At 41.6% G+C, this 26,224-nt stretch carries 25 protein-coding genes, 4 tRNA genes and 1 pseudogene; 25 read left to right on the forward strand and 5 right to left on the reverse strand.

Going from position 1 to position 26,224, the window contains the following annotated elements:
* Positions 1 to 50 precede the first annotated feature (50 nt).
* From rplI to rlmH, 16 genes are all read left to right on the forward strand, one after another.
* The gene (gene rplI / locus ACEQ1T_RS03250; RefSeq protein ID WP_206841001.1) at positions 51 to 497 is read left to right on the forward strand and encodes a 50S ribosomal protein L9; all 447 of its coding nucleotides are present in this window, start codon (positions 51 to 53) and stop codon (positions 495 to 497) included.
* A gap of 238 nt (positions 498 to 735) precedes the next feature.
* On the forward strand, positions 736 to 2,100 hold the full coding sequence (gene dnaB / locus ACEQ1T_RS03255) for a replicative DNA helicase (RefSeq protein ID WP_206840999.1): 1,365 nt from the start codon (positions 736 to 738) through the stop codon (positions 2,098 to 2,100).
* Between the two features lie 240 nt (positions 2,101 to 2,340).
* A complete protein-coding gene (locus ACEQ1T_RS03260) occupies positions 2,341 to 3,633 on the forward strand; it encodes an adenylosuccinate synthase (RefSeq protein WP_206840996.1) in 1,293 nt (430 codons plus the stop codon).
* A 655-nt stretch (positions 3,634 to 4,288) separates the two neighbouring features.
* Positions 4,289 to 4,364 (forward strand) — tRNA-Lys (locus ACEQ1T_RS03265).
* A gap of 12 nt (positions 4,365 to 4,376) precedes the next feature.
* Positions 4,377 to 4,448 (forward strand) — tRNA-Glu (locus ACEQ1T_RS03270).
* 61 nt (positions 4,449 to 4,509) lie between these two features.
* Positions 4,510 to 4,586, forward strand: a tRNA-Asp gene (locus ACEQ1T_RS03275).
* A gap of 152 nt (positions 4,587 to 4,738) precedes the next feature.
* A tRNA-Phe gene (locus ACEQ1T_RS03280) sits at positions 4,739 to 4,811 on the forward strand.
* A 379-nt stretch (positions 4,812 to 5,190) separates the two neighbouring features.
* Positions 5,191 to 6,669, forward strand: coding sequence for a M23 family metallopeptidase (locus tag ACEQ1T_RS03285; RefSeq protein WP_206840994.1), 1,479 nt, complete (start codon positions 5,191 to 5,193; stop codon positions 6,667 to 6,669).
* Positions 6,670 to 7,002: 333 nt separating this feature from the next.
* Positions 7,003 to 7,713, forward strand: coding sequence for a response regulator YycF (gene yycF / locus ACEQ1T_RS03290; RefSeq protein WP_206840993.1), 711 nt, complete (start codon positions 7,003 to 7,005; stop codon positions 7,711 to 7,713).
* Positions 7,714 to 7,721: 8 nt separating this feature from the next.
* The gene (gene walK / locus ACEQ1T_RS03295) at positions 7,722 to 9,545 is read left to right on the forward strand and encodes a cell wall metabolism sensor histidine kinase WalK (protein ID WP_206840991.1); all 1,824 of its coding nucleotides are present in this window, start codon (positions 7,722 to 7,724) and stop codon (positions 9,543 to 9,545) included.
* Complete coding sequence (locus ACEQ1T_RS03300) at positions 9,542 to 10,882, forward strand: YycH family regulatory protein (protein WP_370221736.1); 1,341 nt, start codon at positions 9,542 to 9,544, stop codon at positions 10,880 to 10,882. Before walK ends, ACEQ1T_RS03300 begins: the two co-directional genes overlap by 4 nt.
* Positions 10,869 to 11,675, forward strand: coding sequence for a two-component system regulatory protein YycI (locus ACEQ1T_RS03305; protein ID WP_206840986.1), 807 nt, complete (start codon positions 10,869 to 10,871; stop codon positions 11,673 to 11,675). The genes ACEQ1T_RS03300 and ACEQ1T_RS03305 overlap by 14 nt, the downstream gene beginning before the upstream one ends.
* Before the next feature lie 7 nt (positions 11,676 to 11,682).
* Positions 11,683 to 12,477: an MBL fold metallo-hydrolase gene (locus ACEQ1T_RS03310; protein ID WP_206840984.1), complete on the forward strand. Its 795-nt coding sequence runs from the start codon at positions 11,683 to 11,685 to the stop codon at positions 12,475 to 12,477.
* Between the two features lie 250 nt (positions 12,478 to 12,727).
* A complete protein-coding gene (locus ACEQ1T_RS03315; RefSeq protein WP_370221738.1) occupies positions 12,728 to 13,957 on the forward strand; it encodes a S1C family serine protease in 1,230 nt (409 codons plus the stop codon).
* Positions 13,958 to 14,113: 156 nt separating this feature from the next.
* Positions 14,114 to 14,275, forward strand: a complete 162-nt coding sequence (locus tag ACEQ1T_RS03320; protein WP_009332445.1) for a CxxH/CxxC protein — start codon at positions 14,114 to 14,116, stop codon at positions 14,273 to 14,275.
* Positions 14,276 to 14,355: 80 nt separating this feature from the next.
* Positions 14,356 to 14,835, forward strand: a complete 480-nt coding sequence (gene rlmH, locus ACEQ1T_RS03325; protein ID WP_206840980.1) for a 23S rRNA (pseudouridine(1915)-N(3))-methyltransferase RlmH — start codon at positions 14,356 to 14,358, stop codon at positions 14,833 to 14,835.
* A gap of 96 nt (positions 14,836 to 14,931) precedes the next feature.
* Here rlmH and ACEQ1T_RS03330 read toward each other — a convergent pair whose 3' ends face one another.
* Positions 14,932 to 16,386: a PLP-dependent aminotransferase family protein gene (locus tag ACEQ1T_RS03330; protein ID WP_370221740.1), complete on the reverse strand. Its 1,455-nt coding sequence runs from the start codon at positions 16,384 to 16,386 to the stop codon at positions 14,932 to 14,934.
* A gap of 119 nt (positions 16,387 to 16,505) precedes the next feature.
* On the opposite strand from ACEQ1T_RS03330, the gene ACEQ1T_RS03335 reads away from it, so the two are divergent.
* Both ACEQ1T_RS03335 and ACEQ1T_RS03340 read left to right on the forward strand, forming a co-directional pair.
* A complete protein-coding gene (locus ACEQ1T_RS03335; protein WP_370221741.1) occupies positions 16,506 to 17,126 on the forward strand; it encodes a LysE/ArgO family amino acid transporter in 621 nt (206 codons plus the stop codon).
* Between the two features lie 159 nt (positions 17,127 to 17,285).
* A complete protein-coding gene (locus ACEQ1T_RS03340) occupies positions 17,286 to 17,783 on the forward strand; it encodes an LURP-one-related family protein (RefSeq protein WP_206840974.1) in 498 nt (165 codons plus the stop codon).
* Positions 17,784 to 18,040: 257 nt separating this feature from the next.
* Here the strand turns inward: ACEQ1T_RS03340 and ACEQ1T_RS03345 are convergent.
* A pseudogene (locus ACEQ1T_RS03345) lies at positions 18,041 to 18,165 on the reverse strand (DNA/RNA helicase domain-containing protein); the annotation flags it as partial.
* Positions 18,166 to 18,335: 170 nt separating this feature from the next.
* Between ACEQ1T_RS03345 and ACEQ1T_RS03350 the strand changes: the two are divergent.
* From ACEQ1T_RS03350 to ACEQ1T_RS03365, 4 genes are all read left to right on the forward strand, one after another.
* Complete coding sequence (locus ACEQ1T_RS03350; protein ID WP_370221742.1) at positions 18,336 to 19,016, forward strand: ribonuclease YeeF family protein; 681 nt, start codon at positions 18,336 to 18,338, stop codon at positions 19,014 to 19,016.
* Positions 18,979 to 19,176: an HNH endonuclease gene (locus tag ACEQ1T_RS03355; protein WP_370221743.1), complete on the forward strand. Its 198-nt coding sequence runs from the start codon at positions 18,979 to 18,981 to the stop codon at positions 19,174 to 19,176. Before ACEQ1T_RS03350 ends, ACEQ1T_RS03355 begins: the two co-directional genes overlap by 38 nt.
* A gap of 20 nt (positions 19,177 to 19,196) precedes the next feature.
* On the forward strand, positions 19,197 to 19,733 hold the full coding sequence (locus ACEQ1T_RS03360) for an SMI1/KNR4 family protein (RefSeq protein WP_370221744.1): 537 nt from the start codon (positions 19,197 to 19,199) through the stop codon (positions 19,731 to 19,733).
* A gap of 689 nt (positions 19,734 to 20,422) precedes the next feature.
* The gene (locus tag ACEQ1T_RS03365) at positions 20,423 to 21,637 is read left to right on the forward strand and encodes a TerD family protein (RefSeq protein WP_370221745.1); all 1,215 of its coding nucleotides are present in this window, start codon (positions 20,423 to 20,425) and stop codon (positions 21,635 to 21,637) included.
* Between the two features lie 371 nt (positions 21,638 to 22,008).
* Here the strand turns inward: ACEQ1T_RS03365 and ACEQ1T_RS03370 are convergent, their stop codons facing one another.
* Both ACEQ1T_RS03370 and ACEQ1T_RS03375 read right to left on the reverse strand, forming a co-directional pair.
* Positions 22,009 to 22,473: a phage tail protein gene (locus tag ACEQ1T_RS03370; protein ID WP_370221746.1), complete on the reverse strand. Its 465-nt coding sequence runs from the start codon at positions 22,471 to 22,473 to the stop codon at positions 22,009 to 22,011.
* 20 nt (positions 22,474 to 22,493) lie between these two features.
* Entirely contained in the window at positions 22,494 to 22,973 is a 480-nt protein-coding gene (locus ACEQ1T_RS03375; RefSeq protein WP_370221747.1) for a GyrI-like domain-containing protein, read from the reverse strand.
* A gap of 104 nt (positions 22,974 to 23,077) precedes the next feature.
* Between ACEQ1T_RS03375 and ACEQ1T_RS03380 the strand changes: the two genes are divergently transcribed.
* From ACEQ1T_RS03380 to ACEQ1T_RS03390, 3 genes are all read left to right on the forward strand, one after another.
* Complete coding sequence (locus tag ACEQ1T_RS03380; RefSeq protein ID WP_370221748.1) at positions 23,078 to 24,040, forward strand: helix-turn-helix transcriptional regulator; 963 nt, start codon at positions 23,078 to 23,080, stop codon at positions 24,038 to 24,040.
* A 256-nt stretch (positions 24,041 to 24,296) separates the two neighbouring features.
* The gene (locus ACEQ1T_RS03385; RefSeq protein WP_370221749.1) at positions 24,297 to 24,731 is read left to right on the forward strand and encodes a GNAT family N-acetyltransferase; all 435 of its coding nucleotides are present in this window, start codon (positions 24,297 to 24,299) and stop codon (positions 24,729 to 24,731) included.
* A 50-nt stretch (positions 24,732 to 24,781) separates the two neighbouring features.
* On the forward strand, positions 24,782 to 24,919 hold the full coding sequence (locus ACEQ1T_RS03390) for a hypothetical protein (RefSeq protein WP_206841082.1): 138 nt from the start codon (positions 24,782 to 24,784) through the stop codon (positions 24,917 to 24,919).
* A 62-nt stretch (positions 24,920 to 24,981) separates the two neighbouring features.
* Here the strand turns inward: ACEQ1T_RS03390 and ACEQ1T_RS03395 are convergent, their stop codons facing one another.
* Complete coding sequence (locus ACEQ1T_RS03395; RefSeq protein WP_370221750.1) at positions 24,982 to 26,163, reverse strand: MFS transporter; 1,182 nt, start codon at positions 26,161 to 26,163, stop codon at positions 24,982 to 24,984.
* Positions 26,164 to 26,224: the final 61 nt, after the last annotated feature.

A 26,224-nucleotide genomic window follows, 5' to 3' on the forward strand; every position in this document is an offset into this window, starting at 1 on the left:
GTCCGTTTAAAAGAGGCTATAGATGAATACTTTGAAGGGAGAAAAAAAGAATGAAAGTAATCTTTTTAAAAGACGTTAAAGGCAAAGGCAAAAAAGGTGAAGTGAAAAATGTAGCAGATGGCTATGCACATAACTTTTTAATCAAGCAAGGGCTTGCTGTCGAAGCAAACCAATCGAGTATCAGCAGCCTGAATGCTCAAAAGAAGAAAGAAGAAAAGCTTGCTGCTGAAGAGCTTGCTGATGCAAAAAAACTGAAAGAAACCCTTGAAAAGCTGACAGTTGAATTTAATGCGAAATCAGGTGAAGGCGGCCGCCTGTTCGGCTCCATCACAAGCAAGCAAATCGCTGAAGAGCTTCAAAAGAAGCACAGCATCAAAATCGACAAGCGCAAAATCGAAATGGAAGATGCGATCCGCACGCTCGGGTACACTAAGGTTCCAGTCAAGCTTCATACTGAAGTAACGGCAACATTAAACGTACATGTAAAAGAAGCATAAAATGAAACTTCAATGAATGCGATAAACTAATATTGGAAGTGGCTTTTGCCGATAAACATGTTAAAATAAAAGGGTTGATTAAAAATGTGATCAGTTTCGGCTGGTCACATTTTTTAAAGGGAAATTTAGAGATTTTTATATAGATATAGTGTTACTTTATGCTTTTTAAGCGCATGAACAAACGATTTGGCTTGTTCTGACAGGCGCTTGCGCATTTCTTATTAGGAGGTTTGAACAGATGAGTGATTTATTTGCGGATCGGCTCCCGCCTCAAAATATTGAAGCGGAACAGGCAGTGCTTGGGGCAATCTTTCTTGAACCCTCCTCTCTTACACAAGCATCAGAGATCTTGATACCAGAAGACTTCTACCGTGCGGCACACCAGAAGATTTTCAATGTGATGCTGAAGCTGAGCGACCAGGGAAAAGCGGTCGACTTAGTGACCGTGACAGAAGAGCTCAGTGCGTCAAAACTGCTGGAGGATACCGGAGGGGTTAGCTATTTAAGTGAACTGGCCGGTTCTGTTCCAACAGCAGCGAATATCGAGTACTATGCAAAGATCGTTGAAGAAAAGTCATTGCTTCGCAGGCTGATCCGGACGGCGACGGGCATTGCCCAGGATGGCTATACACGTGAGGATGAAGTAGAAGTTCTGCTGGGAGAGGCTGAGAAAAATATCATGGAGGTCGCACAGCGCAAAAACGCCGGTGCCTTTCATAATATTAAGGATGTTCTGGTCCGGACCTACGATAATATCGAGGAAATGCATAACCGTAAAGGAGATATTACTGGGATTGCGACTGGTTTTGCCGAGCTGGACCGCATGACTGCCGGCTTCCAGCGAAATGACCTCATCATTGTCGGTGCCCGCCCTTCCGTAGGTAAAACAGCCTTCGCCCTGAATATCGCGCAAAATGTGGCAACAAAAACCGGGGAAAACGTTGCGATCTTCAGTCTTGAGATGGGTGCCGAACAGCTTGTCATGCGTATTCTTTGTGCAGAAGGAAATATAGATGCTCAAAGGCTTCGTACCGGCTCCCTGACAGATGAGGACTGGGGAAAGCTGACCATGGCAATGGGAAGCCTATCAAATGCAGGGATTTTTATTGATGATACTCCTGGTGTCAGAATAACAGATATTCGCTCTAAGTGCCGCCGGTTAAAGCAGGAGCATGGGCTTGGCATGATTCTGATCGACTACCTGCAATTAATCCTGGGAAGCGGCCGTTCGGGCGAAAACCGCCAGCAGGAGGTTTCTGAAATCTCACGTTCCCTTAAGCAATTGGCCCGTGAACTTCAGGTCCCTGTTATCGCACTGTCCCAGCTTTCACGTGGTGTGGAACAGCGGCAGGATAAGCGCCCGATGATGTCTGATATCCGTGAATCGGGAAGTATCGAGCAGGATGCCGATATCGTGGCATTCCTATACCGTGATGACTACTATGACAAAGAATCCGAAGATAAAAACATCATCGAAATCATTATCGCCAAGCAGCGTAACGGCCCGGTTGGAACCGTTCAGCTGGCTTTTGTAAAAGAGTATAATAAATTCGTAAACTTAGAGAAACGATTTGATGATTCATTTGCGCCGCCTGGTGCATAAAGAGGGCCTGCATTTTGCATGTCCTCTTTTTTATTGTCTGGCTTCAGGCGCTTCTGCTTTTCTTATTTTCATATTTTCATGGTTTTACGAACATATTTTTATATTTTTATTAAAAATGTTCGTGTTTGATTGACTATCACACATCACCTTGATAAACTAAAGTGGTTGAAATAAGTTACTTAATTAAAAATGATTTTATAGAAAATACAAAACCATGGGATTCCCGGAGGTGCTTTTTTTATGTCATCAGTAGTAGTAGTTGGAACACAGTGGGGAGATGAAGGGAAAGGAAAAATTACAGACTTCCTTTCTGAAAATGCAGAGGTTATTGCACGCTACCAAGGCGGAAACAATGCAGGTCATACCATCAAATTCAACGGTGAAACATACAAGCTTCATTTAATTCCATCTGGAATATTCTATAGCGATAAAATTTGTACGATCGGAAACGGAATGGTTGTCGATCCAAAAGCGCTTGTAAAGGAATTGGCTTATCTTCATGATAAGGGAGTTACAACAGACAACCTGCGCATCTCAAACCGCGCACATGTCATCCTTCCATATCACCTGAAGCTTGATGAAGTGGAAGAGGAACGCAAAGGCGCAAACAAGATCGGTACAACGAAAAAAGGCATCGGCCCTGCTTACATGGATAAAGCAGCCCGCAACGGAATCCGCATCGCGGACCTTCTTGACCGTGAAGTGTTTGAGGAAAAGCTTGCGCGCAACCTTGAAGAAAAGAACCGCCTGCTTGAGCGCTTCTATGAAACAGAAGGATTTACAATCGAAGAAATCCTAGATGAATACTACGAATACGGACAGCAGATCAAGCATTATGTCTGCGATACTTCTGTTGTGCTTAACGACGCATTGGATGAAGGCCGCCGTGTGCTTTTTGAAGGTGCACAAGGAGTTATGCTTGATATCGACCAGGGTACCTACCCATTCGTTACATCCTCTAACCCTGTGGCTGGCGGCGTAACAATCGGTTCTGGTGTCGGCCCTACAAAAATCAAGCATGTTGTGGGTGTATCCAAGGCCTATACGACTCGTGTAGGTGACGGTCCATTCCCAACTGAGCTTGATAATGAAATCGGAAATCAGATCCGTGAAGTAGGCCGTGAGTACGGAACAACCACTGGCCGTGCCCGCCGTGTCGGCTGGTTCGACAGCGTGGTTGTCCGCCATGCCCGCCGTGTCAGCGGTATTACAGACCTTTCTCTTAACTCCATCGATGTACTGACTGGAATTGAGACATTAAAAATCTGTGTAGCATACCGTTATAATGGAGAAGTAATCGAAGAATTCCCTGCAAGCTTAAAAGTACTGGCTGATTGTGAGCCGGTATACGAAGAGCTTCCAGGCTGGACAGAAGACATCACAGGCTGCAAATCACTGGATGAGCTTCCGGCGAATGCCCGCCACTATCTGGAGCGTGTTTCACAGCTGACAGGAATTCCATTATCAATCTTCTCAGTCGGTCCGGACCGCACACAGACAAACGTAGTCCGCAGCCCATGGAGACAGAACTAATACTTGATTGTAGAAAGCCCTAATGCGAATTAGGGCTTTTTTTTGTGTGGGCTTGTGTATGCGAACAGGAGAAGCTGAAATTGAAGGTGCCGGGTCCGAAACAGGCGCCCATTCGGACAGGAAGAGGAGAAAATCAGGGGAATGAGTCCGAATCAGGCGTTCATTCGGACAGGAAGAGGAGAAAATCAGGGGAATGAGTCCGAATCAGGTGTTCATTCGGACAGGAAAAGGAGAAAATCAGAGAAATGAGTCCGAATCAGTTATAGTTTGTTCAAATTGGGGAAAAGAACTGCAAAATTGAGGAATAAAGCATCAAAAATGGGGAATAGAATCCATAAATCAAGGTGCAAGCAATCCCTAAAACGGGGACTCCAGTCTAAAGATCAGGCACTACCTTGCCGCAGAATTCCGCTAAAATAATATTTTTATAAAAAGTTATTGCGCTTTTATAAAACTCTATGATATTATAAAAAGCGTCGCCAAGGTGGCAACCTTGGAAACACACACAGTACTAGTATGAGCCATTAGCTCAGTCGGTAGAGCAGATTGCAGCATCTGTGAATTTCTTCACCCGAATAGCAATCTGTGACAAAGCACGCAGGGCTTTGGAACATCTGACTTAGCAGTATCAGGCTTTAGGAAACATTCAAAGTATGAGCCATTAGCTCAGTCGGTAGAGCATCTGACTTTTAATCAGAGGGTCGAAGGTTCGAGTCCTTCATGGCTCACCATTTATATTTTTTGGCCCCTTGGTCAAGCGGTTAAGACACCGCCCTTTCACGGCGGTAACACGGGTTCGAATCCCGTAGGGGTCATGGCGAATAACCGTCAGCAAACGGCTGGCAAGCCCAGCTTACTTGCTGGCGGTTATTATTTGGTCCGGTAGTTCAGTTGGTTAGAATGCCTGCCTGTCACGCAGGAGGTCGCGGGTTCGAGTCCCGTCCGGACCGCCATTTACATATTCAGTCTCAAAATGAATTAAGGCTCAGTAGCTCAGTCGATAGAGCACGACCGAATAAGCTACCTTGAAACACTTCAGCGTACCGATTGATAAATCGGGACGAAGGACGAAGCCAAACATTTTTTAGGCAAAATAACTTAATAAGGCTCAGTAGCTCAGTCGGTAGAGCAAAGGACTGAAAATCCTTGTGTCGGCGGTTCGATTCCGTCCTGAGCCATCCCAAAAAGGAGTATGTAACCAATCATGCTCTTTTTTGTTATATTCATGTAATAAAGGCAGGTTCCGGCTGCATGGCCGGTGTAATGTAGCACTCCCCTAATTCATCTTCTTTCGTACCTCTAATAAACCCCTATAAATAGGGATAATTTCCTACTTTTTCTTCGATAAAAAACCTCTTTATTCCTTTAGAAAATTTACCATTAATAGTCATAAAATGTCAGCTATTATACATTTTTGTTACATTCCCGAGTCTGGTAATCTATTTGCTTTGCTGTATGGTAAAGTAAATATTGTGAAAAAAACAGGTTGACAAATTCGTAGTTACATAGCACTAAATGAAAGTGTCTTTTGTTACCGTAGTCTAGGGGGATGTAACCATGTTCAAATGGGTGAAGAAAGTAACCTCAGCATCAGAATCAACAGTGAAGAGCTTTAATAAAACCATAAATAGAACGATTGCGGCTGGTTTTGCAGCAGCTGCTTTAACATTTGCAGGCGGCGTTTCCGCTTCCGCTAATGATGATAAGCTTGTAACGGTTTATTATGTCTATATGGGTGATGAATATATCGGAACGGTGTCAGATAAGAAAGTCATTGAGGATATTGCGGATAAAAAGATCAGTGAGGCAGAAGGTTCCCACAAGGGAATGAAGCTGGCGCTGGCAACTGAGCTATCATTCATTCCTGAACAGGTTTTTGAGTCCAGTTCAGAAGTGAATGAATTAGAAGCGGTCAATGGCTTAAAAGAAAAGATGGAAGTTCATGCCGAAGCGGCTGCATTAGTGATTGGCGGCAAAGAGGTGGCATATGTTGAAAATGACGAGCAGGCCAAAGCGGCGCTTCAGAAAATCAAGAGTTCTTATGTATCAGATAAAGATATAAAGACTCTCGAGGAAAGAAAGGCGTCTGCTAATACGCCTTTACCTCAGCTGAAGGAAAATGAAACACGTCTTTTAGATGTCCGTTTTACGGAAGATGTATCCATCTCTGAAACATCCGTGAAACCGGATCAGATTATCAGTGCAGATGAGGCCGTGAAGCTTTTGCAAAAGGGAACCCTTGAGGAAAAGAAATATGAGGTTAAAGAAGGTGACGCACTAAGCAATATCGCCAGTGCCCATAACCTCGATATGAAGCAGCTGATTGAGCTGAACAGCGGACTCAAGGAAGATTCCCTTATCAAAGCTGGGCAGGAATTAAATGTGACTGTCTACAAACCGTATGTAAAAGTGATAGCAGATAAGGAAGTTTTCAAGAAGGAAAAAATTGACTACGAACAAGAAGTCATCGAAGACAGCAGCATGCCTAAAGGCGAAACGAAAATAAAGCAAGAAGGCCAGGAAGGCGTTCGAGCTGCAACCTATCTGATTTCTGAAGAAAACGGCCAAACGGTCAAAAAAGAAGTAAAAGAAGAAAAGGTTCTTGAAGAGCCTGTGAAACAAATTGTGATCAAGGGAACCAAGGTCATTCCATCCCGCGGTGAAGGCACCTTTGCTTATCCTGCAGTCGGCGGCTATATCTCAAGTAAAATGGGCTACCGCTGGGGGAAAATGCATAAGGGAATTGACATTGCAAGGCCTAGCGACCGGACGATCAAAGCAGCTGACAATGGAACAGTTGTCTCTGCAGGCAGGGATGGCGGCTATGGCAACAAAATCGTCATCGACCATAATAATGGCTATCGCACAGTTTATGCCCATCTCGACTCCATCAGTGTCAGCGTTGGCCAAACCGTCTCAAAAGGCTCAAAGATCGGTGTAATGGGATCTACTGGAGATTCAACCGGTGTCCACCTGCATTTTGAAGTATACAAAAACGGAAAAATGCAAGATCCGCTTAAATATATAAATAAATAAATAATTTCTGCTAAAAAGTCTCTAGCTTTCATGCTAGAGGCTTTTGTAGTTAAGAATAAGATAAAATACACACAAAAGTTTTACAGGCCTTTGCTAACTGTCTAGCTCCAGCGCCTACCCCCTCGAGGTCACAAGCCCATCCTCCCCAAAAGGCAAAGAACGCCTTTCCGGGAGGCTCGTCTTGTGCTTGTCGGGGGTGGGCAAGGCGCTTCAGCTTTTCTTAATAGGTGAATTCCCACTGTTAAAATGGTAAAGTAAAGTAGATAACATATGTATGAAACTGACTTCTACTGCTCCAAAAATAAATAAATGAGCAAGAAAAAGGAGATAGGTATGGATAAAAAAATTCTGGTTGTAGACGATGAGAAACCAATTGCAGATATACTGCAGTTTAATTTGAAAAAAGAAGGCTATGAAGTGGTGTGTGCCTATGATGGCAATGACGCACTCGATAAAGTAGAAGAAATCAAGCCGGACCTGATTCTGCTTGATATCATGCTTCCGCAGAGGGACGGCATTGAGGTATGCCGCGAAGTGCGCAAGAAATACGATATGCCAATCATTATGCTGACAGCAAAGGATTCTGAAATTGATAAAGTTTTGGGACTTGAGCTGGGTGCAGATGACTACGTTACAAAGCCGTTCAGCACGAGAGAATTGATTGCCCGTGTGAAGGCTAATATGAGGCGCCATCAGCAAATTGCTTCCAAGACGGAAGAAGAGGATGAATCCAACGAAATTGAAGTTGGTTCCCTGACTATTCACCCGGATGCCTATGTGGTTTCCAAGCGCGGTGAGACGATTGAATTAACTCACCGTGAATTTGAGCTTCTTCACTATTTAGCCAAACATATTGGACAAGTCATGACGAGGGAGCATCTCCTACAGACCGTATGGGGCTATGATTATTATGGTGATGTCCGAACAGTTGACGTAACCGTAAGGAGACTGCGGGAGAAAATTGAGGATAATCCAAGCCACCCGACATGGATCGTGACAAGAAGAGGAGTCGGTTATTACTTGCGGAATCCTGAACAGGAGTAAAAGGGTACATGGAAAAGGTTGGTTTTTTTCGGTCCATTCATTTGAAGTTTGTGATCATATATGTTCTTCTCATCCTGGTAGCCATGCAGATTATCGGGGTCTACTTTGTCAGGCAGCTGGAGACGACCTTAAAGGACAATTTCAAGGATGCCATTCAGGAGAGGGTTAACCTTCTCACCTATTATGTAGAGGAACAAATGACCAAGGTGAGGATTCCTGATGAGGAAGCAACATCCCAGGAGGAAGATATAAGAAGGCTATTAAGTGATTACAACTCGGCGGATATATCCGAAGTCCGTGTGGTTGATGAATCACTGAAAATACTTGGCACCTCCGATCCCGATAATCAGGGGGTTGTCGGGGGGAGGTCTACTGATAATCTGATCAAAATGGCCATAGCCACCAGGCAGCCGGTAACGGAGGATCTGGTTGACCAAGGGCAACGGATATGGGTTCTCGTCACGCCTATTAAAAATAACGGGGATGTCAATGGAGCCATCTATCTGGTTGCTAAAATCGAGAACATCTATGAACAGATGAGGCAGATTAATAATATTTTCACTACCGGTATAGCCATTGCGTTAGCAATCACAGCGATTCTGGGCATACTCCTTGCCCAGACGGTGACACGTCCGATTTCAGATATGCGGAAACAGGCGCTTGCCATGGCAAAAGGGAACTTCTCCCGCAAGGTTAAGGTGTATGGGTATGACGAAATTGGTCAGCTGGCCATTACCTTTAACAGTTTAACAAAGAAACTTCAGGAAGCTCATGCTACAACAGAAGGCGAACGGCGCAAATTGTCCTCCGTTCTTTCTTATATGACCGATGGAGTCATCGCAACCGACCGCAAAGGGCGTGTGATTTTAATTAATGAGCCTGCAGCAAAAATGCTGAATGTTTCACGTGAAACGGTCCTGTCTTCTCCGATTGTTTCTTTGCTCGGCCTTGAAGAAGATTATACCTTTGAAGAGCTATTGAACGAGCGCGATTCGGTTATCCTGGATTACAGCAGCAAATCGAAAACACTGATCCTTCGCGCTAATTTTTCGGTTATCCAAAAAGAAACCGGCTTTGTAAACGGCTTAATTACCGTTTTGCATGATATTACTGAGCAGGAGAAAATTGACATGGAACGCCGCGAATTTGTGGCGAATGTATCTCATGAACTCAGGACGCCGCTGACAACGATGAGAAGCTATCTGGAGGCTCTTGCGGAAGGTGCCTGGAGAGATGAGGAGATTGCCCCAAACTTCCTGGATGTCACCCAAAATGAAACAGAGCGGATGATCCGCCTGGTCAATGATTTGCTGCAGCTGTCTAAAATGGACAGCAAGGATTATCGCTTGACCAAGGATTGGACTGATTTTATTTTCTTCTATAATAGAATTATAGACCGTTTTGAAATGACGAAGCAGCAGAATGTTACATTTGAAAGGAAACTTCCGGACCATTCAGCTTTTGTGGAAATAGATGAAGACAAGCTCACCCAGGTGCTGGACAATATCATCTCGAATGCACTTAAATACTCTCCGGAAGGCGGAAAAGTGACCTTCAGCATTGAGGAAAAGGATGAATTTATTATTGTCAGCGTTTCAGACCAGGGTGTGGGGATACCAAAAGAAAATATTGATCAGATTTTTGAGCGTTTTTACCGGGTGGATAAAGCCAGGACGAGAAAGCTTGGCGGAACAGGCCTCGGATTGGCCATTGCGAAAGAAATGGTGGAAGCGCATGGCGGAAAAATTTGGGCAGCGAGTACAGAAGGGAAAGGGACAACGATTTCATTTAGCCTTCCATATGTTCGCTCGGAAGAGGATGATTGGGAATGAGTTATGAAAATATAAAAACCATCATACTGACCATTCTAGTAGTGACAAGCGCCCTCCTGACCTGGAACCTTTGGACCTACCAGCCGAACTTTGAACGGATTGAAAAAGAAGCAAATACCGTTCAGGAAGTAACAATAGCGGAAAAAAAAGAAGTGAATCAGATTGTCAGACCGGACACCCTCTTATTCCATCTCGGGGAGAAAAAGACCTTTGGAACAGTCAGTCCAGGTGAAATTGATAAAATCATGAAAGAAATCAGCGAGTGGAATTTTGCTGACTTTGAAAATATCACAGAGGAAGCGGGCATTCTTCCTTCGTTTGTCCATGATGAAGGAAAAGCTGTTCTTGCGTTTCCGGATTCTGTTCCGATTGAATTGTACAAATCAGTAATTAAAATTGCTGATAAAAATCTGACTAATTTTCAGTTTGACCATATTGTCATTGATACTAGGCAATTGGAGAAAAAGGATGGAATTGTCGATTTTGTATCTATGGATAACCGGCAGGTCTTTAGAAGCCGTGTGCCTGTTTCCTTTATTCAGAATTTCAAAAGTCAATTCTTCAATCTATCGGAGTACAACCCTGAATATAAAGCCTATTTTGCATATAAACCATCTGATGAAAGGACCATTTTCCTGCCTTCACAGGATACAAAAATGGTGAGATATCAGTATTTGGAGAAAAAATTGGACTCTGAACAATATAAAAATGCTCTATTCAGTGATCCAAGTGTCGTACAGAAAAGCTTTCAGCAATCAGAGGATGAGTATAATGATACCTTAAGCCTGTTGAGGGTAAATTCCGACAAAAATACCCTTCGATATGTAAAGCCGGCTGCCGGGGATAACCCGACCTTTCCGTCAGGCGACCTGCTGAAAAGGAGCATTGATTACATTAACGGACATTCTGGGTGGACAGACAATTACCAATTTGCCGAAATAGATGAGCTGAATCATAGAGTGGTATTCAGGATGTATGATTCGGCAGGTTATCCAATTTTCAGCGATGATCCGAAAATTTCTGAAATCCGCCAGATTTGGGGGCAAAATGAAATTTACGAATATTTTCGGAGCAATTTCCAGCTTGGACTGAGTGCTGAACAGCCATCAGAAGTATCTCTAAGTTCGGGGACCCGCGTATTGGAATACTTGTTAGGTCTGGAAGGGCTTGATCCGGAATTGCTGGAGAATGTAAAGCTGGGATATAAGATGATGCTGGTCAAGGAAGCTCAGACTACCTTCATCCGTCTGGAGCCTTCCTGGTACTACCGGTATGAAGGAACTTGGAAAAGCATTTCGCTTGATGAGACAGGGGGCATGAATAATGGATTGGAGTAAGATCAAAACAATCTTTATTCTAACCTTCCTGGTGCTGGATATTTATTTGATGTATGAGTTTTTCAAATTGAAGGAAGCCAGTGAATTTGAACCGATTGCACAAGCATCCCTTGAAAAACAGCTTAAGAGTGCGGATATCACATTTGAGGAGCCCCTTCCTAAAAGTAACCCGAAAGACCGGTATTTGAGGGCTAAACCGGTGGAATTTGATATTGAAGACCTTGAAGGAGATACAAGGCTGGAGGGCCAGGAAATTACGATTACAGAAGGGACAACTCTGAATTCTGTCCTGGACGAGTCGATCAAGATCAGTGATAAATTCAGTCCTTCCGAATTATCCGCTTTTATCAAAAACAGGGTGTTATACGGCGAACAATACCGCTTCTGGGAGAAACCTGAAAACAGTAATAAAATTACGTATTATCAGGAATTTGAAGGCAAGATGTTTTATATGAATTTAAATGGCGAGCTCACATTTTATTTAAATGATGAAAATGAAATTGTCTCTTATAAGCAGACGCTCCTGACAAAGATTGAGTCGAAGGAAGAAAGTGAAAAAGTCATTCAGCCGATAAAGGCAGTTGAAACACTTTACAAGAACGGCTCACTGCAGCCGAAGTCAAAAATTACAAATGTAGAGCTTGGTTATTTTACCTTTGTGCATTTGAGCTCTTCGCAATTGTTAACGCCTGCCTGGCGATTTGTCATTAATGACGAGGAGAATTTATTTGTTGATGCCTTTGAGGGCAAAATCATTAAGCTGAACAACGAGGAGAAAAAAATAGTGGAGTGAGGAGAACATGTCTTTACAATTCAGCGTTCTCGCGAGCGGCAGTACTGGGAATGCGATCTTTGTCGAGACGGAGGAACATTCCTTTCTGGTTGATGCCGGATTAAGCGGGAAGCAAATGGAAGGATTATTTCAGCATATTGGCCGGGACATCGGCAAGCTTTCAGGGATACTGGTGACCCATGAGCATAGCGATCATATTAAGGGTGTCGGGATTCTAGCCCGGAAGTATAACCTGCCGATCTATGCGAATGAAAAAACATGGCTGGCCATGGACGGACTGATTGGACAGGTCCCGGTTGACCAGAAGTTTCATTTTGATATGGAAACGGTGAAAACATTCGGAGCCCTTGATATTGAATCCTTTGGGGTTTCCCATGATGCGGCCGATCCCATGTTTTATGTATTCCATCATAATGGGAAAAAGCTTGTGCTGATCACCGATACAGGATATGTCAGCGACCGCATGAAAGGCCTGATTTCGAATGCGGAGGCTTATGTATTTGAAAGCAATCATGATGTCCAGATGCTTCGCATGGGCCGCTACCCGTGGAATATAAAAAGAAGGATCTTAAGCGATGTCGGACATGTATCCAATGAGGATGCAGCCCTTGCGATGAGCGAAGTGGCCGGCGACCGGACGAAGAGCTTTTATCTGGCCCATTTAAGCCAGGATAACAATATTAAGGATCTGGCGAGAATGTCCGTATCACAGACACTTGAAAGCCGCGGGATCATTGTCGGTGAACAATTCGACCTTTATGATACCGATCCGAAGGTCCCAACGATTTTAACAGCCGTTTAAATATAACCAGAAGAGGAATACACAGAGGGACAGCCGTTTCCGTGTGTTCCTCTTTTCTTTTTTTGAAAAAATATAAAAAAAGTATGAACAAAGTCGTAAGATTGCTGCAGCAAGTGCGTTTTTATTAGATTTTTAAAAACAGGAGAGTATAATATTGGGTATAAAGGAAGACTAAATTTTAGCATTTATTTTTTAAAAAGAGCTTTTTTAACAGCGGTTTTTTGCAAATGAAAGAAAGGATGGGTGCAGTTTGGGCTATTATGATCAAGATCATCAGAACCGTTATAAAGGGCAAAAAGGCAACAAGGGCGGATATTTTCTGGCCAGCCTTGTTGGAGTCATATTAGGGGCCATCCTGGTCGTGGTTGCGGTGCCAAAGCTATCTGACTACAACGTGCTCCCTTATACGGTTGAACCGGATGAAAAGCTGCAGGATGAAGCAGCAGAAAATAACAATAACGCCAATGTTCAGAATGTCTCACTTGATGTGACAACAGATGTAACTAAAGCGGTCGACAAAGCTGGGGATGCGGTCGTAAGCATTTCGAACATCCAGACTGCCGGCTTTTGGTCGAATGAAGGAAACGGCAGTGCCGGCCAGCCCGCCGGAACAGGTTCCGGAGTTATTTATAAGAAGGAAGGAAATACAGCCTTCATCGTGACAAACCACCATGTGGTAGAAGGCGCTCAAGAGCTGGAGGTAAGTCTGCAGGATGGCACCAAGCTCCCCGCGAGACTGGTTGGCAGCGACATTTGGACGGATCTTGCAGTGCTTGAAGTAGAAGGAAAGGAAATTAAAACAGTTGCCGAATTCGGCGATTCAGACAAACTGAAGCCAGGCGAGCCTGTCATTGCCATCGGGAACCCTCTTGGCCAGTTCTCCGGATCTGTCACACAGGGAATTATTTCTGGCTTGGAGCGTGCCATACCGGTTGATATCGATCAAAATGGAACAGTTGACTGGCAGGCTGAGGTGCTGCAGACAGACGCCGCCATCAACCCGGGTAACAGCGGCGGAGCGCTGGTTAATATCAGCGGCCAGCTCATCGGCATTAACTCCATGAAAATTGCGGAGAGTGCAGTAGAAGGAATTGGATTAGCGATTCCGATTAACTATGCACGCCCAGTTATTGATGACCTTGAAAAGTTCGGAGAAGTAAAACGTCCGTATATGGGCGTACAACTGGCATCGGTCAATGAAATTCCTGGCTACTACCAGCAGGAAGCGCTGAAACTGCCTAAGGATGTTAAAGCAGGTGTGGCCATCACTTCCGTTGAACCGAACTCTCCAGCTGCACAGGCAGGACTGAAGGAAATGGATGTGATCGTCGAGATGGATGGACAAGAAATCAAAGACATCATCGAATTGCGTCAGCATCTGTATACGAAGAAATCAGTGGGTGACCAGATGAAAATTAAGTTTTACCGTGACGGCAAAACTCAGGAAGTAACGATGAAGCTGAGCGGCGAGACATTTTAATGGAAAGACTAAATGGGAAAGCGGGAATCGCTTTCCTGTTTTTTGTTGTTTTGTTAAGATGAGATGTGGATAACTTATATACATAGAAGAAATTAAAAATTATCCACAGATCGGATAAAAAAACAGGCTGCCAGCCTAAAAAGGAGCATGCTGAAAATGATTTACTGCTGTGACGAACACGTTGATCTGGCAATAGATATAGTAGTTGATGAGTACGAAACATTCCCGCAATTAACAAAACTTGAAGAGGATAAAAAGTTATCAACAACCTGTGAATATTGTCAAAATAACGCAATATATGTTGTAGCGAACGAATGATCCCATACAAGATGTGGATGAAAAATGTGGACATGTGGATAACTTCTGTGGATATCTTGTTTGTAAAGTGAGGACATGCTGTGAATATCTCTATTATTACGGTCGGAAAGCTAAAAGAAAAATACTTGAAGCAGGGAATAGACGAATATCTGAAAAGACTGTCGGCCTATGCTAAACTGGACATCATTGAGGTTCCAGACGAAAAAGCCCCTGAAGAACTAAGTGAAACGGAAATGATTCAGGTGAAGCAAAAAGAGGGTGAGCGGATCCTGGCGAAGATCCATCCGGATGCCCATGTTATTGCTTTGGCAATAGACGGGAAGATGAAATCTTCGGAAGAGCTTGCTGATAATCTGGATAAACTGGCTACATATGGGAAGAGCAAGATTGCATTTGTCATTGGCGGGTCTCTTGGATTGAGCCAGGAGGTTTTGCAGCGGGCGGATGATAAGCTGTCATTTTCGAAGATGACGTTTCCGCATCAGTTGATGAAGCTGATCTTGTTGGAGCAGGTTTATAGGGCTTTTCGGATTAATCGGGGGGAACCGTATCACAAATAGTGGTAAAACAAAAAGTTAAACTTGTCCTAGATAAAAACTTATATATAGACGTTTATAAAAATAAGGATACCGTTATTACGGTATCCTCAATAAAATTCAATTCATAGAAGAATTTTTAATAAGTTGTGCTAAATAAACCAGCCCTTCTTCTAGTTGATCCATTGAAGCATATGAATAGGAAATACGAAGGTGCTGATCATCATTATTATCATACACACTACCCGGGTTTAATAAAATTCCTTCTCGAAGGGCTGCGTTAAATAGCTTTCGGGTGGAAACACCTGTTAGTAATTTAAGCCAGATATAAAATCCACCTTTTGGGATGCTCCATGCTGCTATCTCGGAAAAACATTTCTCTAAAATTTGAATGGTGAAATCCCTTCTGAATCTTAATTCCTCTTTCGTTTCCTTTAAGAAACCCTCATACATACCACTACTAAGCCATTTGTCTACAGCATATTGTGATAAGGAACTTGACCCGTAATCTGTTTGCATCTTTATATCTGCCAAACGTTCAATAACAGATTCGGGTCCCACAATCCAGCCGATTCGTAAACCTGGGCTCAATGTTTTGGACATGCTTCCTATATACAGGACATTTCCTTGTGTGTCATTAGCTTTCAAAGGCTTTGGCGGAGGGGTTTCAAACCATAAATCACCATAAACATCATCCTCGATGATAGGTAATGACTCCCTTTGACAAACCTTTATTAATTCAAGCCTCCTTTTTTCAGACATTAATGTGCCTGTTGGATTATGAAAAGTGGGTATCGTATAGAGTAAAGCCGCATGATGTTGTCGCTTCATACGTCCAATTGAGTCACTTTTAATTCCTTCTTTTCCAAGGGGAATACCCAATAAATTCATTCCAGCCGACTGGAATACGTGTACTGAGTTCAAATAGGATGGTGATTCATGAAGTATTGTTGATCCTCTTTTTAATAATCCAATTGATATCAATTGCAATGCTTGGAGTCCTCCAGAAACAATTAAAATTGATTCGGGTGACGCTTTGATTCCTTTTGTTCTTAAATATGCACTTACCGTTTTACGTAAAGATAGACTTCCTTTAGGCTCCATGTATCCAAGAGATAAAGACTGTTCATTATCCATTTGCAGTATTTGCCCCATTTTTTTATTGGGTAACAAGTCTGGTGAAAGTTCTCCTGTTCCAAGCCTAATCATATTAGGGTCTGCTTCGGATTTATTAATTTCTTGTATGATCGTTATATTTGGTTTATGGATACCGGATTTTACATAACTGATCCAATCTGGAGGAGGAGTGGAAGCAAGCAGGCTCCAAGTATTGTTAATCACCCTAGTACCGCTTCCAACCTTAGACTCAATTAATCCATTGGCAGCCAGTTCTTCAAGTGCAGTTACAATGGTACTGCGATTTACTTGAAATCGTTTTGCTAAATTTCTTTGTGGTGGTATTTTAGTGCCTATTGTCCATTCACCGTTCATTATTTTGTTTTTCACAAAATCATATATTTGCTGATGTAAAGGAACGGATGAATTTTTTTCTGGCTTCCAATCTAATTCAGACATAGGCTATCTCCAATCACTTTTTTAAAATTATACCAAATGGTTGGGTAGAATCCCATCCAATTGGTTGGAGACATATGACTCGTCCTTAGCTATTCTAGATAAGAATAGGGGGAATCATAATGGAACCATTATTTCATGGAATGATATTGGCATTTGGACTAATTTTACCTTTAGGAGTTCAAAATGTATTTGTATTTAATCAAGGAGCGACACACAACAAATTCACCAATGCTTTACCTGCAATTATTACAGCAGGGGTTTGTGATACAATACTGATTTATTTAGCTGTGGCCGGGGTATCCATTATTGTTTTTAGTTTTGAATGGTTAAAGATTTTGTTATTTTTAGTAGGATTCTTTTTCTTAGCCTATATGGGTTGGATTATGTGGAAAAATACACCGGAAATAAACGCTAATCAAGAACAAAACCGTTTTTCTGCACGTCGTCAGGTTACTTTTGCTGCTTCTGTCTCATTACTTAATCCGCATGCTATTATGGATACTATTGGAGTTATAGGAACTAGTTCATTGGCTTATACAGGATTTGAGAAATGGGTGTTTACCGTGGCTTGTATTATGATTTCTTGGATCTGGTTCTTTTTCTTAGCGATTTCTGGAAGGAAGATTGGTCAATTTGATAAAAATGGTAAGTTCTTAAAATATATGAATCAAGTTTCCGCTCTTATTATATGGGCTATGGCTATTTATATGGGATATCAACTGTATTCATTATTAAGTTAGCATGAACTTTAGGAAGCTTTACCATAAATGCAAAGTGAACCGTATCATAAGCCGCTTTTAAATCCGAATAGTTACATGGTGGTCTTCCTTGATGTTTCATAACAGTTAGAACAAGATTATACTAATTTGTAATATGCTATATAAAAAGGGGGTCATAAAGTGAGGCAACTTTATATAAAGCAGAAGGTGTTTAGTCTTAGTGGCAAATTTACAGTAAAGGACCAGCAGGAGAACGATGTATATTATGTAGAGGGAAGTTTTATGCAAATTCCAAAGACATTCTCCATTATGAATACAGCAAGAGATGAAATAGCCCTCATTACGAAAAAGGTGTTTAGCTTTTTACCGAAATTTTTTGTTGAGGTAAATGGTCGAGAGGTGCTGACGATTAAGAAGGAGTTATCCTTCTTTAAAGCACGCTATACGATTGATTCGGCAGGCATTGAAGTACAAGGTAATTGGTGGGATATGGATTTTCAGGTATTACAGCATGGCGAAGTTGCAGGGAAAGTGAGCAAGGAGTGGTTTACTTGGGGCGACAGCTACAAGGTTCAAATTATAGATGAAGAGATGGAAGCCATCATGATTGCACTCGTTGTTGCAATTGATTGTGTGAAGGCCGACCAGGCAGCTGCTTCCTCCGCAGCGACACCGTAACGTGGGAATAAATAATAAAAGGCAGAAGAATTTAAAAAGAATCCGGTGAACCTTACAGAAGTAATAACAATAAAAAAAGTGCCCAACCCAGATGTTATAAAGGGAAAAGGCACTTTTCCTACTTTTTTATTTCTCTTTCTAATAAACCTCCCAATCCTCAGCCACTTTCAATACTCTTCCAGGAGAAACATCATTATTAGTTCTTGTTCGCTGAAACCGTTCTTCAAAGTAAGCATTCCACTAAGGGTTAGTACAAATTTTTGTCCTCTGGTCATAAGAGTCCGGTAAGTATTGCGTATAATTTGATCAGCTGCTGCTTGTGCTTTCTCAGAGTCCTTTTTGCTAGAGTTTTAATGCCACTTAAAGATTGATCTGTCTTGGCATGCGGATTACCTTGCCACTCAATTTGTTAAGTCGGAATCAATGATGACACAGCATATTTAAACAATTCCTAAGGAACTTTTTACACTATTTCATGCCTAAATTCCTATTCAACTAATTGCCCGAGTCCTTTAAGAAGAAAATGGAATTTTTAATACGGAGCTGATTCTGTTGAAAGTTCTTGAAGTAGATTCCTTGCTTGCAGGAATCCACGAAACCAGCAATCAATTATCGATTCTTAAGGAGCAGGTAAATCAAGTCCAGTTTTCCATCCAGGAACTAATCTCTCTTGATGATGCGTTCAAAGGCCAGGGCGGCCAGGCTATACGCGCTTTTTTTCAGGAATGCCACCAGCCATTTTTGCAATTCCTTGAATCCTGGATTGACGAGTATCGATCCTACTTAAAAAGTTTCATAGGTTCATTGAGTAATCTTGAACCCTACCCTTCAGGCTTTATCCGTCAGGAATTTCTGGAGCATGAGCTCCAACAGGGGCTAAGAAACACTCTTCAAATCACTGCTGAGCTGACACAGGAAGCAAATGAAATCATGAAGTCCGTAAGCGATATTGTTGCGTTTCCACAGCTGGAGGATGGCCGTTTTATCCAGGCATTAAAGCGAGCCGAGGATTCAAGTCGCAAAACAGTTCAAAAATTGGAGGAGTTTGACCATCGGGAAACGGCTGCACTGGACCCTATCCTGCATGATCTAAACCTCATGAACCAGTACATTCAAAAAATGGCGAGCATGTTCAAAAGCGGAAGCTTATCTCTATCTCATTACCATCCAAAGGCTCTCACTTGGAAGGATTTCCATGAGGAAGTATCGACGGTTGGCCAGGCTGGTAAATGAAAGAAGGCACTTTCTATTAGGTCTCAAAAATACTCCGGCAGGATATACATGGCATCACGTAGAAGATGGAAAGACAATGATGTTGGTTCCAAGTGATATTCATGGAGAAGTAAGGCATACTGGTGGCGCTTCATTGATTAGAAAAGGGCTTAGACCATAGAAAAATAACGGAGGTGCTTTATGATCAACATAGTTTCAAATAAAGGATTTAATGAAAATAAATTAATTGCATTTTCTGAAAAGATAGGGTATGAGTTACCAAATGATTACATTGAATTTTTGAGACACCATAATGGTGGTTATGTAAAAAATAGCATTAGTACTTATTATAAAAATGGAGAGCAAAAGTTTATTTTGACATCTATGTTTGGATTAGGGTCAGAAGAGGACTTAATAAGCCAATTTGAAACATATAAAAATAGAATACCAAATACTTGTATTCCAATTGGAAGAGATGCAGGTGGGAATTTGGTATGTTTAAATTTATTAGAAGGTAAATATGGTAATGTTTACTTTTGGGATCATGAAGAAGAAAAATACGAAGACGAAAAAATGACTATTAATGATTTGTATATTATTGCAGAAACATTTAAAGAATTTTTAAATTCTATTGAGAGAGATAACATAAAGGAATCAAAAGAAGAAGGATATAAAGTGAAAAAAGTATGGATTGACACAGATTTTTTAAAAGAGTTAGAAAACAACTCAGATAAATAGAGTAAGAATAATAAATAAATAAACGGTTATCTTTCGGGATAGCCATTTATTTATTTTTAGATTTATTTAATTTTGAATGAAAATATAGCAGAGTCGGCTATTCAAAGACTCTGAAACCAGGAAAGTAAATTGGAGCTGGCAGGCAGCAAAGTGTTCGACACGGGACTCATTCAGAAGCATTATAGGGTTCTGCCGCAAGACTAATGAGATGTAAGGAGCAGAAGGTTGTTGGAGTCATCGAGGGTGCATCCAAAGCTGTAGAAGATACATGGAAGGACTGAAGACAACCTACGAGCTGGGACGGATCATCATGGGATGGAAATTTTACATTATAGGATTCTAAATAATGACCAAGTAAGAAGTACATACGGAAATATACTATCTAAAGTAGATATCAAGACAAAAGAAACAATAATAAACTTATTGAATGATATAAAAAAGGAAGATCCAAACATATTTGGCAATTCTGTAGATGAAGTATTAAAAGAAATATGGTTATAACCTCAGCCTCAAGTAATAAAGATTTATCTTCTGTTTTTCGAAGCAGCTGCTATATTGTGGCTGCTTTTTAATTTGCAGTAGTTTTCACCTATATGGTTTCAATAAAATGGTATAATTTACAGTGAGATTATAATTTTAATATAAAGAATCTGCAACAATTTTTAAATAGAGAAACAGGAGTGGTTTAATTGAATTCAATGCTGCAAATGGGGGGAAATACAGTTTTAAGTTCCCCAAATGGTTATGTCACTGTTAGCTACGATATGTCTCATTTGATCGATATTTCCTTAACTGCTTTCCTTTTAACAGATTCAGATAAGGTACAAGGAGACAGCGGGATTATTTTTTATAACCAGCCAGAGAGCCCTTCTGGTGCAGCAGCTCTATTGCCGGCTGAAAATAAAGGGAATAGGAAAGTACATACTATTCAATTTGATATGAGTAAAGTCCCTGCAGGCATTCATAAAATAGCGATTACTCTGACAGAAGATAGCCACATGGGGTTCTCGAATGTAAAGAATTTAAAAGCAGATATATGTACGGGTCATACGACCATCGAGTTATCTCCATCGAGTTTTACAAAGGAAAATGGGATTGTGGTTTTAGAATTATATGTAAGGAATGGTCAGATAAAGGCAAAATCAATCTGGCGCGGATTTGAATCCGGGCTTGAAGGGTTATGTAAAAATTACGGTGTGGAAGTTGATTCCACTGAGGAAAATAAGCCTGCTGAAAATAAGACCGTTCAGTCTCTTCCTGTTGCTGCCGAAAACAAAAATTTCCAAAACACGATCACTCTTGAAAAGGTGAAGGGCACAATCAGTCTCGACAAAGGTCAAAAGCCGGTGATCATTGAAAAAACTCCAACGATTACAGCCACGGTATCTTGGAAAACTGGAACAGATTATGATATCTATGCTCTGGTTTATACAAAGAATGGCAGGCAGATCGATGTCGCAATGTTTGGTGCAAGCGGCACACCTCCACTTAAAAGTTTTGCAAACGGAGCAGTTGAACATATGGGGGATGTTAGAAGAGATTACAGTTCAACGAAGACAGAAGTAATTAAATTGAGGCTGAATAATGATATCCTGGCAGTTGTGCCTGTCGTTTACTCTGCCCAGTCTAATGGAACGGGTTCTTTCTACAGATACAAAGTGTCCATGAGTATAGATAATCATAGCGGCACCTCCGTTACGATATCAGCCAAAAATGCCAACAATGATGACCGCATTTATACCTGCGTGCCCGGAATCCTCCATAATACGCCAGATGGAGTAATCATAAGTCCATTGGAGCTGTACAGTTTACCGGATTCTGAGTATAGACCTAAACTCAGAATGGGGCCTTCCAATATGGTAGAGGTTGTAATGGATGCAGGTCCTAGAAATGATTACAAATAAAAGAAGAAATATGATAAATAAAAATACTTAAACCCGGATTAAAATATATACTAGGGAGGATAAATAATTATGGAAAATATATTAATTATGAATGCTTTTTTATCAGTATAATAATCATTTTTTACTTTATAAGAATAAAAGCAAACATATTAATATATCCATTATGGTTGTATTTCTTATCCTCCTTTCCGGTATATTTTCTGGAACAGCATATATTATAAAATCTAACTATTCAATAATGTTATACACTCTGTACTTTACGAAAAAGTAACAGCACCCCTAATATAATGGAGAGGTGCTGTTTTGTAATTGCCTACATGTATTGTCTGTATCATTGTTTCATTGTCCTTAGAGTTGAATAATTTCTAACCCTAATACTCCCCTCTTATAACAAAAAACGATCCCCGAATAACCCCCGCCAATTTAGACTTCCGCCTGGCAAACTTAAATTTCCCGTCTAACTCCTTTGGTACTTCCATCCCCTCAGAAAGCTTGAAGCCAACGGCACGTTTCTTAGGATCATCAACCGAATACATAACGTTGACACTGAGGCCATCCTCATAAAAGACATAGGTCCATTTGATATTTTCGACTTGAAATTGCGACGTTTCTAAAGGTTTGGCTGCAAACTCTATATCCCGTTCTTTTTTCAAGATATTGTTTACATATTCAAGGGTTTCCTGGCTTTCGCTGGCAGGTACAACTGTAAATTCATGCTTATATTTGGTCATGAAGTAACGGGCTTCATTCGCGCGCAAACCAGCAAGGGCTTCTACTGCCGGTGAAGACTCTAAACCAATCTCAGACACGTTTTTAAAATCAACCATATAGGACATTGCCATCCCGCCTTTATTTCTTATTTCCTAACAACAGGAATCCACATTTCACCAAATACTAAGCCGTTTCGCTGGCCCATCTCAACCGCTGTATTTGGCCCGCCAACATAGGCAACATTCGTTGCTTCCGGCAAGACTTGACCAAAGGCCATGCCCGTAAGCATATTACTCAACATTTCAGATGTCTCGGCTTCCCCTTTAACAACGATGTATTCCCCTTTAGGGAATTGGATCAGTCTGGATGCTTCTGGAAGCGACTTATCTGTCATGACGCCTGCATAATGCATCATCTTGTTATTTACGGCTTCGTTTACGGTAAAAATGTAATCATTTGTGGCTACAGCTTTTAATTTATCGAGCCTGCCATCCTGTTTAACTGCCTGCCAAAAGTCCGCCTTTTCCTTATTGATGCCGGCATAGTCAGTGTAATCGCTCTTCAATTCAGTTCCGATGCCTAAAACAGTAAAGCTTTCTTTTTCTTCCAGAGTATAATTTGCCATTTTCAAACCCATCCTTTTTTAATCATTTCAAATGATTTGCCCATTTGATAAGTTTATAATAACGTTAAATCATGTCAAAAAATGATACTGTTTAGGAGAAGCCGATGAAAAAAGTTAAACGGATCAATGTGATGATGCGGTATATCAATAACCGCGCCCATTTTACTATTTCTGAAATCATGCGGGAATTTAACATCTCCCGTTCAACGGCTATTAGAGATATTCGGGAAATTGAAGCCATGGGGATGCCGCTTGTCGCTGAAGTTGGAAGAGATGGTGGTTATTTTGTTATGAATAATTCTGTCCTGCCCACTGTCCGCTTTACCGATAATGAAATCAAAGCACTGTTCATTGCCTTTATGGCTACAAGAAATCAGCAGCTCCCCTATCTAAAGAGCCGTCAGTCTTTGGCTGAAAAACTGCTCGGCCTCATCTCAGAAAACCAGCAGGAAGACCTGGTTCTATTAAATCAAATCCTGCTGTTTGAAGGGACTAACCCCAATAATCCCGACCTGCTTGAACTGTCGGATCTCCCTCATCCGATGCTGGAAAAACTCATCCAAACCCTTCTTTTGGATAGCTATTTATTGATCACCATCAATGAAGAGAAGGGAATCAGGTCTTATCCAATTTATCTCTTGCACCTTTATCGTGAAAAAAGCATCTGGCTGATTGAAGGCTTTGACTTAAAGGAAGAAAAGAAACAAATTTTCCCCGTGGACAATCTCACCAATGTCGAACCATATCCTGTGAGCAAAAGAGCAAGCAGAAAAAACATTTTAGAAAAAATAAGCAAGCAGGAGGAAGTAATCAATATTGTCCTAGAACTCGGCCCACAGGCCATTGCCCAGTTCAAAAAATACCATCCTTTAAAAGTATCCATTTCTTATACAAATCCTTACCAAACAACAGCCGTTCTAAAGACATTTATTAATGTCAATAATTCAGAAGAGCTGACCGAAATGACCAATTGGCTGCTTTTCCTCGGAGGGGATATCAAGGTCAGGGAGATGCCGGAAGAAATCTTAGAAGGTTTGCAAGAAAGATTAAGTTTATTCTGTCCATAAGAAGAGTAAGATAAAACCTGCCAATTTACAGATCTTATAGAATTACAAGGCACAATACGAAAATTAGACATATCGTCCAGGTGCCCATTAAGAGTTCCATTGTCTGTTTGGCACTTTGAATGGCATACCTCAACATAGTCGTGGCTGGAAGGATTTCTATGTGGAAGCAGCGAATCTATAACATGGTGTCTGACTCGAACTCTTTAAAGTCCGGGGTGGCACCAAGGTACCAGAAAATTGCTTTCAGGGGGATCACATGATTGAATTCAGAGAAATAGACAGGCATAATTTCCTCGATGTCATAGATTTGCGTGTAGCAGAAGAACAGAAGTCGTTTGTCGCGCCAAATGTGTTTTCGCTTGCACAGGCAAAAGCCTTTCCGGAATGTATTTGCTTAGCGATTTATTATGATGATGTGTTAGTGGGCTTTACGATGTACTGCATGGATTACGATGATAAGGAATATTGGATTTACCGCCTGATGATTGATGCAAAGCATCAGTCAAAAGGATACGGGAAAGCGGCCATGGAGAAGCTGATTGAGCGGATTAAGCAGGATCAGGAGCATAAGGTGATCTATTTAAGCTTTGAGCCTGAAAACAATCTGGCGAAGGGGTTGTATGAAAAACTGGGCTTTGAAGCAGATGGCAGGGTAATTGATGGGGAAATCGTTTATAAACTAACGTATTAATCAAAAGAGCTCCTGCTGAGGAGCTCTTATTCATGGAGGTGGACAAATTGTTGAAAAAAAATAAAACATGGATTATATTCTTCATAATTTTTATTTTGCTGATTGCGGGCCTGCTAGATCTTAAGTATCAAGGTCTGTTCTTTCAGCTGCTGCCAGAATCCCTTCAATCGAAAATTACAGGTGCCTAATCCGGGGATCAGGCACTTTTCATTCATAATTCCACTTATTTCGGTAAAGGCCAGTCCCCAGTTCAGATCACCAGCTGTCTGGTTTCCGTCCCTTTATTCTTCCCTTCCAATCTCCGGTAAACGAACGCAAGCAGCGCCGCTGGTATCGTACAAACCACCATTCCCATAAACGCGTATCTTGGTTCCATTTCATATAAATACCCGCCAAAAATCGTGAAGATGGCTGTGCTCCAGCTAAGTGCCAGGGCAGAGTATACCCCTTGTGTAATTGGCACCTGTTCATGCGGAACGTATTTAATTAAATATTTCATAAAGGCGTAATGTGCCATGGCAAATGAAAAGGCATGCAGTGTCTGGGCAACCGCAAACATCATCACATGCGGAAAGGCAAATACGAGTATCCAGCGTGCGGTTGAGCCCAATGCTGCCAATGCCAGTAATGAGCCGATTGAAAATTTGCGGAAAGTCCGGTCGGCAATGAAAAAGAATAGAATTTCTGCAATCACGGCAATGTTAATGATCAGGCCGATTAAATATTTTGGAGCCTGAATTTCCTGCAAATAAATATAGCCATAGTTGTAATAAGAAGCATGTGCTGCCTGCAGTAAAATGACTATGACGAGCACCAGGCCGAATTGTTTGATGCTGAATAATTTCATTATGGCCCCTTTTGCCTGGCCGGCATTTGGCTTTTCAGATAAAACTGCAGGCGTATTCATGAAACCGAGACTTAAAAATACCAGAACGCCGAGCAGAAGTGCCCAGAATATGGCTTCGTCCCCAAGTGCCCCTGTGAAGAATGTCAGAATCATGCCGGATACGACGAATCCGATCGACCCCCAGGAGCGGCTCCTTCCGTAATCTCTTAATTGCTTACTCTGTACGAGAATGCCCGCAGCACTATCCAATGCAGGCATCAAAGCAGGGTAAAAGAAATGTAAAAACAGCGTTACCAATAGCAGGCTTGAAAAAGAATTGGCCGGGATATAGCAGAGAATGGCGATCAGTGTGCCGATTCCCATCCCGTTAAGCAGGGTTTTACTGCTGAATTTTCCTGATAAATAGGGAAAGGCAAAGAGTGTAGAAAGTCCCCGTATAGCCAAACCTAGACTCATGATCAAACTCGCCTGTGAAACGGTCATTCCTTTTATATGAATCAGCCACCCTGTCCAATAGGGCAGAAAAACGCCCCATGTCATAAAGAAACTGAAAAACTGTCTGCCCATCCAGCTCTGTGTATTCATTAAGTATCCCTCCGATATTTGCATGATATCAGGAAGATTCGTACAATAATATGAGATATCT

Source organism: Cytobacillus sp. (assembly GCF_964223445.1).
Lineage (GTDB): Bacteria > Bacillota > Bacilli > Bacillales > Cytobacillaceae > Cytobacillus.